Genomic DNA, 8,170 nt, shown 5'->3' on the forward strand with positions numbered 1-8,170 from the left:
ATATCGTTATCGTTATTGTAGCACGAAACAGCTACTTCTCCAGGATGAACTCGAACCGGGAGCCGACGTACTGGGTATGAACGTATTCAAACGGCCGCCCGTCCTGGAGGTAGGACAGCTGGGTCATCCGCAACAGGGCATCCCCCCGCTTAATCTGCAGGTAGGTGGCAATCTTCTCGGTGGCCGTGGTGGCCGAAACCGCCTGGGTAGCGTGGCCCGGGTAGAGGTGGGCCTTCTCTTCCAGGGTCCGGTAGAATGAGCTGGTGATCTCACTCTTACTGAAGTCCTCCACCAGCTTGGCCGGGACAGTGGCGATTTCGTAGCAGAGCGGAACGTCATTACCATAGCGGATCCGCTCCATCCGCAGTACCTTGGCCCCGGCTGGTAATTGGAGCTTCTCAATCTCCGTCTGGGACGGGATCGTCAAGTGGTAGGAGATCGTCTTGCTGGAAGCCCGTTTGCCCGAGGCCTGCATCAACTCGGTAAAGCTGGTCACCCCGGACATCTTCTCCTGGACCTTACGATTGGCCACGAAGGTCCCGGACCCGACCCGGCGTTCCAGGATGCCCTCGTCGACCAGGGCCTGGATTGCCTGGCGCAGGGTCATCCGGCTGACGTCAAAGCTGGCTGCCAGTTCCCGTTCGGCCGGAATCTTCTGACCAACCTTCCGCTTGCCACTCTCGATGTTCTCGCGCAATTGATTATGAATCTGAATGTATACTGGTGATCCCATTTTCTCTTCTCCTCAAGCCAAATGATTCTCATTACCTGGTCTATTTTAACACGATGTGAGTTATCTAGACCAATCATCCCCCTTACCAGCCAATTGAAATAAAGAAAAGCAGGATCCCACCATCGGTTAAGATAACCAATCGTGAAATCCTGCCTATTTCTTACTTATTCTGCCGCAGGGCCAGGCCCTTCTCCAGTGACCGGTCAACAATGATCGACTGGGAGTCTGCAACCGGGTACTTGGTCTCCGGGTTCATCTCCTCGGCGTAGGACAGCTCCGTGCAGCCAAGGATAACAATGTCGGCGCCCTGTTCCTCAATCATCCGCCGCACCAGCTCGTGGTACTTGGCGCCGTCGGAGTGGCCGCTCTCCTTGATATCGTGATAGATAAGGTCCTCGGTCATGTCGAGGATCTCCGGGGTCGGCTTGATCTCCTCGTAACCAGCATCGGTGATGTAGTGGTCATAAAGACCCGCCGTAACCGTTCCCCGGGTGGCCAGCAGTCCGACCTTCTTGGCATCCGGCTTGATCTTCTTGATTGCGTTGACCGTCTCCTGGAGCATGTTCAGGATCGGGATGTTGGTGGCCGCCTGCAGCTTATCGAAGGCGTAGTGGGCGGTGTTGCAGATCAGGACAAAGAAGGCGGGGTTGAGCAGGCTCTGCTGCTTGATGTCCTCGATCAGGTCCAGGTTGTAGTCGGGCTTGCTGTGGTCCAGGATCCAGCTGGTCCGGTCCGGGACCGTGGCGTGGTTGACCACGATGTAGTTCAGGTAGTCCTGGTCGCGGTGAATCGGTGTCCGGGCGTCGAGGATCCGGACGTAACTCTCGGTGGCCAGGGTCCCCATGCCGCCGAGCACTGTAAAGAATTGTTTCATAGTCGTGTTACCTTTCTTATTAAATCATGACAGGAGGGCCACAAAGATCGGGCCCAGCAGGGTAATTCCGATGTTGCCGACAACGAAGGCCGGGGTAAAGGCGGCGGCGTAGTAGGCACCACCCTCAGGCCCCGCCTTCTGTGAGATCTCGCTCATGGCGGCCGCGATCGTCCCAGAACCGGTCAGTGCTCCTAGCAGGGCCAGGGGTTCCATCCGGAGCACGTAGCGGCCAAACAGGAGGGTCAGCAGGTGTGGAGCGATCGAGATCACGGCCCCAACAATCAAAACGCCGAAGCCAAGGCTCTTGATCGCCCCGGTGAAGGCTTGGGCCGACTGCAGACCAACCGTCCCTACGAAGAGGGTCAGGCCAAAGCTCTGCAAGAAGTTGGTCACGGTCTCCGGGATGGACTTGTAGTCGCGGTGCCGGTCGATCCAGGAGCTCAGAACCAGGCCCATGATCAGGGCCGCGGTCCCGTTCCCCAGTTGCAAGGGAATACCATTTAATTTTAAGCCGATAATCCCCAAAAGGGAAGCCCCACCAATCCCAAGCGAGAACAAAACATAGTTGATCGCCTGGTCAGTGGTTGCCCACCGGCCGAGTTGGTGGAGGATATTGGCCGTTCGGGATGTGTTCCCGGTCAAAGAAATCACATCACCGGGATGAAGCTGGTTGACCAGCTGCTCGTTACCGGTGATTGGGTCCTGAATATTGATGAAGACCCCGTGCTGACGTAGGATTGCCAGCTGGACCGGCTTGAACTTTTTGCCAAGGACGAATTTCCGTTCCTTGGGTGCGTTGGTTGGTGTCAGGACCTCCTTGATTCCCCGGACCTGATGGAGACGGTCGAAGTGGACCGCGTAGCCAATCACGGTCACCAGGTCACCAGGCTTAATCTGATACTCGAGGTGGTCGGTCATCTCGTGCCCATGAAAAACGGCCAGGGCGATGATGTGGTAATTGGTCCACTTGTTAAACTCGGCGATCGTCTTCCCCACCAGGGGTGAGTCGACGGCGATCTGGTAGGTCCGTCGCCAGGTTGGGTTCGGGTTCTTGGCGTGAAAGTGATACTTGCGCGCCATCTGCGGTCCCCGCTCTTCGATGGTGATCCCCATCATCTTAGGCGCCAGGTCCCGCAGGAAGATGATCACCCCCAGGGTCCCGAAGACGTAGGTCAAGGCATAGGCAACGGGCAGCTGGGCCTCATAGGTCATCCTAACCGCGTGGCTAACCGGCAACGCGCCGATCGTCTGCAGCGAGCTGGCCACCGTTGCCGACTGGGTCAGTGAACCGGAGATAACCCCGGCGGCGATCCCTGGGCCGATGTGGCAGGCTGCGAACAGCCCCCAGCCGACCAGGAAGGCCGTCACCATCCAGAAGAGGCTGGCAATAACGATCCGCACCCCGAACAGGCGCAGGCTGACCAGCAGCTGGGGCCCAATCCGGTAACCGACGGAGAACATGAAGGCGCCGAAGAAGATCGTGCCCAGCATCTCGTTGCGGGGGAAGGCCCCGACTTGACCGACGATCAGGGTCACGATCAGGGTCCCCACCGTCGCCCCGATGTTGAACTTACCGCCGATCTTATAGTTACCGATTGCAAAGCCGAGGGCCATGCAGACAAACAGGGTAAAGACTTGATTGTTCACCATGAAGCGGATGATTGTATCCATCATTAATTATCTCTTTTGTACTTTCTTTTTAATCCAGTCACATTATCACATTGATGATAAGCTAATTCAAACGAATTGCCGCATTATGAGACAACCCTCATAATGAGGATCATCCCATTTCTAATTACCCTATTTTTCTGCCAGGTGCAGGCGCTTCTGCCAGCGGTAGTTAACAACGATGGCAGCCACCACGACGACCGCCAGCACGGTCAGCAGGAGGTAGTCAATTCGGCCACCGACAAACGTTTGCCGGGCCAGGTTGCCGGTGCCTCGCTGCTGGGTCAGGGCGATCACCGCAGCCAACAGCCCCGTTCCTAGGGAGCCAGCAAACTGCTGAACCATGTTGAAGATCGAGTTGACATCGGAGCTGTTGCGCTGGTCAACCAGGACCGAGGCGTTGGAGATCGTGTTCCCGAAGGCAAAGTTAAACCCGGCCCGCAGGATGAGGAAGAAGACCATCAGCCACCAGGCATTCAGCTGGTGCTGGAAGATCGCAAAACAGGCCGTCCCCACCAGGAGGAGGATCCCACCAAAAGTCACCGGCTTGGCAAAGCCCTGCTCATCGGCCAGCCGCCCCGCCAGCGGTGCCAGGAAGGCCCCGAGGACCGAGCCCGGCAACAGGACCAGGCCGGCCACCGTGGCCGAGGTGTGGAGGACGTACTGGGCGTACAGGGGAATCACCAAGGAGATGCCGATATTGATGAATTGGAGGCTGAAGTAGGTCAAGGTCGACAGGCGCAGCGGCTTAACCCTGAAGACGGTCAGGTCAAAGAGCTGGGATTGGCCATGACCGTTGACGTAGATGAAGAGGCCAAAGCAGGCCGCACCGACCACCATCAGGATCCAGAAGGCCGGACCAAAACCACCCTTCCCAATCGTCGAGCAACCGTAGACGACAGCAAAGAGGGCCAGCGCCAGGGCAATCAGACTGCCGTAGCTGAAGGGCTTATCATTGCCGAAGGGCCGATTGCAGATGTAGAGTTGGCCGATCACTAGGCTAATCAGGGCCAGGGGTAAGAGTAACCAGAAGATCATCCGCCAAGAAAGGGTCTCAGAGATGAAGCCCCCATAGGTTGGCCCCAGGGCCGGGGCAAAGGAGATCACCATCCCCGCAAACCCGGTCATCGCCCCCAGTTTCTCCCGCGGAATTTCGGTGAAGATCAGGTGAAAGAGAATCGGTGTCGCCAGCCCGGTGGCTACCGACTGGATCAGCCGGCCGACCAATAGCATCGGGAAGTTGACCGCCATCGCGCTGAGCACGTCACCAACGATGAAGGCCGTCACCGCAGCCAGGTGCAATCGCCGGGCCGTGAACTGGCGGAGCAGATAGGCGGTCGTCCCCATTGTGATCGTCACCATTAATAGGTAGCCGGTGGTGATCCACTGGACAACATCCAGCGAGACGTGGAACAGGTTGGCCAGCTCTGGGTAGGTAACGTTCATCGAGGTCTCATTCAGGATCCCGATGAACGTCATCAGGGCCAGGGCCCCCAGAGCGGGATAGATGTGTTTTGGTTGTGTCTGTTGCAAGGCAACCCCTCCTTATGATTACAAATCAAAAAGGGCACTCCAGTGATTTGCTCCACCACAGCACCCTTCTCTGTTTAAGCTAATTTGAACGGCTCAATTATACCAAAGGCCGCCCCAAAATGCATACGTAAATTTAGGACACGGCCAGCTGCCGCAGCCACTCCTTGGTCCCCGCATCTAGGTCATCATCGACCTTGAACGGAAACGGTGCCAGCAGGGCCTGGACCTTGTCCCAGTCGACCATCCCGCCCGAGTAGATACTGGCCACCAGGAGCTGGGCCGTCTGTGCCTGCATGGCTGCCGAAACGTTGGGCCGCTTCAGGAAGGTGATCGCCGCTGCCTTCTTGGCCAGCAGGCGGGCCACTAGCTCGGTCAGGTCGGCCGTTGTCACCGTCGTGGTCACATAGCGGCGAGAAGCCAGCGGTACTGCCGGCAGTTCCTTTTTCAAGAAGTCCTGCAGCAACGTCCACTGGGGCAGCAGCTGCCGGTAGAACTGCCAGGGAGCCCGGTGGTTGATGTCGTCCAGGAGGTCGGGCACCAGGGCCGCCATGTCACCGTTGGCCGCGATCAGCTGGTCACTGACCTCGATCAAAAAGCGCTGGACCGTCTCCTGGGCTGCCCGGGAGACCCGCTTCTTGGCCGTCAGGTTGAACCGGACCAGGAGGAAGTCGGTCAGCTGGTCGTCCCCGATCGTCTGTCCCTGCTGGTGACGACGCACCTTGAAGTTGTTGACCCGCTTGAGCCGGGCCGACTTGGCAAACTGTCCCTGTTTGGGCATCCTTAATCGCTCCCCTTGCAAAATAAAAGTTCCTAAGACATGATAGCACATCTCAGGAACTTGCTGTGATTAATGGTTCAATTGTTTCTTGCGGTTTCCCTCATCGTCACGGAAGGTCGACTTGAGCGGGTAGGTCAGGCGAATCGTGGCTGGTACAACCAGCGGAATGATGATTACCAGGATGATTAGCCCGCAGATGACGGTCATCGCCACCTCAATCAGGGTCGGGATCGCCGACGGAATCAGTGCCGCGAAGGTTCCGCTCAGGATGATGGCCGCGGAGATAACCACGGTCCCGATCTCCTTGGCTGCCCGGACGATCCGCTCCGTTGGCAGGTACTTATTCTGGTCAATGTTGCGGTAACGCATGACCAGGAAGATGCTGTAGTCGACCCCGAGGGCCAACAGCATGATGAAGCTGAAGAACGGCGTGTTCCAGGTCAGCAGCGGCCGGTCCAAAAAGATCCGGGTCAGCAGGTGGGTGATCGACAGGGCCACCATGTAGGCAGAAACCAGGGTCCCTAGGATATAGACCGGCTGGAGGAGCGACCGGGTAATCAGGATCAGTGCCAGGCCGATCCCGATGACCATGATGGCAGCGGTCCGAATGAAGTCACCACCGGCCACCTGCTTCGTGTCAGTAATCTTGGAAGACTGGCCACCGACGACCACATTAGCGTGGCGCAGGGCCGTCCCTTTCAGGCTATAGCGAACCAGGTCGGTGATCTGCGGGATCTCACGCGTTGCCCGGGCCCCGCTCGGGTTGGAGTCGAGAACGATCGTGATCTTGGCCGCCTTCTTGTCGGCGGACAGGTAGTTGTTAATCGACTGCTGGAATTCCTTGTTTCCTAGCTGGTTACTTGGAATGTAGAAGGTCTTGGCCGCAGCTGAGTTTTGCAGGCCGGTCAGGTAGTCACCGCCCTGGCTAAGGCCGGCACTCATTCGATCAACACCCTGCATCATCTGCATGCCGCTCTGCTGTTGGGCAGCAAGCTGGGCCGGGCTGGCCCCAGCCTGGGCTGCCTGGGCCGCCGCCGCACTCTCCTGACTCTGCATGTCTTGGGAGAGCTGGCCGATGCTGGACTGGGCGGTGCCAAGCTGACCGGTGATCTGCTTCAACTGGTTGTTGACGTAGAGCTCATCGACCTTGGAACCGGCCGGCTGGGTGACCGAGACCACCGTCTTGACCCCAGTACTCTTTTTCAGCTGGTTGGTAACCCGGTCAATCAGCATCAGGTCGCGCTCGTTATCAAGCCGATGATTGGATTTGATGTAGACGGTCGTCGGTTCCGCCGTCCCCTTGGAGAAGTGGTCTTCCACGACCAGCAGTCCCTTCTTGGACGGGACGGTGTTGCTGATTTCATCGGCATCATCGTAGTTCAGGTGGTTGTGGTAGGATAATCCGATCGGCAGGATGATCGCAAAGACGACCACCAGGGTAATAATCGGGTGCAGGACCGAGTTCTGGGCCATCCGGTGCCATGGCTTACTGGTCGACTCCCCGGTAAACTTCTTGTCCGGCCAGAACATCTTCTTGCCCAACGTCGCCATGAAGAATGGGTTCAGCGTCAACAGCAGGACCAGCAGGACGGCCACCCCAACGGCCACGCCGACCGCCGACTGATAGACCGAAAACTTGGCCAGGGCCAGCGAGGTGAAACCAATCAGGATCGAGGAACCGGAGTAGAGGATCGTCCGACCGGCCTTGTGCTGGGCATCGTGGGCCGCGGTCCACTTGTCCATCCCCTGCCCGAGGTTTTCCTTGAACTTGTTGTACATCAAGATGTTGTAATCGGTCCCGATTCCGAAGAGGACGATCACCATGAATACCTGGGTGAAGTTGGAAAACGGGAAGTTGACGTGCTTGACCAGGTTGGTCACGATGCTGAAGGAGGTGATAAAGGCAATCCCGACGTTCAGCAGGGAAATCAACGGGGTGATTGGCGAACGGAAGACCAGGAGCAGGACGACAAAGATGAAAATCACCGAGATGACCTCGGTCTTCTTAATCCCCTCCTGAACCGCCCCGGAGAAGTCATCGTTTAGGATGTCAGCCCCGGTAATGTAAGTCTTGACGCCATTGGTCTTGGCGGCACGAGACAGCTGATGATTAATATAACGCAAAGTCCCGTGGCCCTTGGAAATGTTGAGCTGGGCGATCTCGGTAGTCTTATCCTTGGAAATCAACTGCTTGCGGGTTGCGGCATTATCGTTAGGCCCGGTGATCGCCTTGATCCCGTACCGATCGCTGTGCTTGTCCAAGTGATTGATTGTCTTTTGAACGTTGGCCTTATCCCTGGCCGACATGGCCCGGTCACCGTTGTTGAACACCGCCACCACCTGGTAGGTGTTGTTCTGGTGATGTCCCCAGTGCTTGTTCTGCAAGGCGCTGGCCACCTGGCTCTGGGCGCTCTTCGGCAGGTTGATTGCGGAGTGTTCACGGGTCAATTGGTTGACGTTTGGCAAGGCGACAATGGCCACCACCGTGATTACGACCCAGGCAATCAACGCAAAAACGTGATTGTGAATCAGTCGCTTCAAAATAATAAATCCCTCTCTCTTATGATTGCTTATCATGGCTGGG

General features: G+C 57.4%; 6 protein-coding genes. All 6 read right to left on the reverse strand.

The features are described from left to right. Nucleotides 1-31: 31 nt before the first annotated feature. The 6 genes from FD34_RS05430 to FD34_RS05455 all read right to left on the reverse strand — a co-directional run bounded on the left by FD34_RS05430 (nucleotide 32) and on the right by FD34_RS05455 (nucleotide 8,127). The gene (locus tag FD34_RS05430; protein ID WP_057807540.1) at nucleotides 32-733 is read right to left on the reverse strand and encodes a GntR family transcriptional regulator; all 702 of its coding nucleotides are present in this window, start codon (nucleotides 731-733) and stop codon (nucleotides 32-34) included. Nucleotides 734-893: 160 nt separating this feature from the next. Continuing rightward, nucleotides 894-1,607, reverse strand: coding sequence for an aspartate/glutamate racemase family protein (locus FD34_RS05435; protein ID WP_057807542.1), 714 nt, complete (start codon nucleotides 1,605-1,607; stop codon nucleotides 894-896). A 24-nt stretch (nucleotides 1,608-1,631) separates the two neighbouring features. Further along, a complete protein-coding gene (locus tag FD34_RS05440; protein WP_057807545.1) occupies nucleotides 1,632-3,281 on the reverse strand; it encodes an aspartate-alanine antiporter-like transporter in 1,650 nt (549 codons plus the stop codon). Between the two features lie 126 nt (nucleotides 3,282-3,407). Next, nucleotides 3,408-4,754 (reverse strand): MFS transporter, encoded by a 1,347-nt coding sequence (locus FD34_RS05445; RefSeq protein WP_083479890.1) that lies wholly within the window; start codon nucleotides 4,752-4,754, stop codon nucleotides 3,408-3,410. 187 nt (nucleotides 4,755-4,941) lie between these two features. Beyond that, the gene (locus FD34_RS05450; RefSeq protein WP_057807550.1) at nucleotides 4,942-5,586 is read right to left on the reverse strand and encodes a hypothetical protein; all 645 of its coding nucleotides are present in this window, start codon (nucleotides 5,584-5,586) and stop codon (nucleotides 4,942-4,944) included. Between the two features lie 69 nt (nucleotides 5,587-5,655). Next, nucleotides 5,656-8,127, reverse strand: a complete 2,472-nt coding sequence (locus FD34_RS05455; RefSeq protein ID WP_057807552.1) for an MMPL family transporter — start codon at nucleotides 8,125-8,127, stop codon at nucleotides 5,656-5,658. Nucleotides 8,128-8,170: the final 43 nt, after the last annotated feature.

Origin of the sequence: Limosilactobacillus pontis DSM 8475 (assembly GCF_001435345.1) — a bacterium.
GTDB classification, from domain to species: domain Bacteria; phylum Bacillota; class Bacilli; order Lactobacillales; family Lactobacillaceae; genus Limosilactobacillus; species Limosilactobacillus pontis.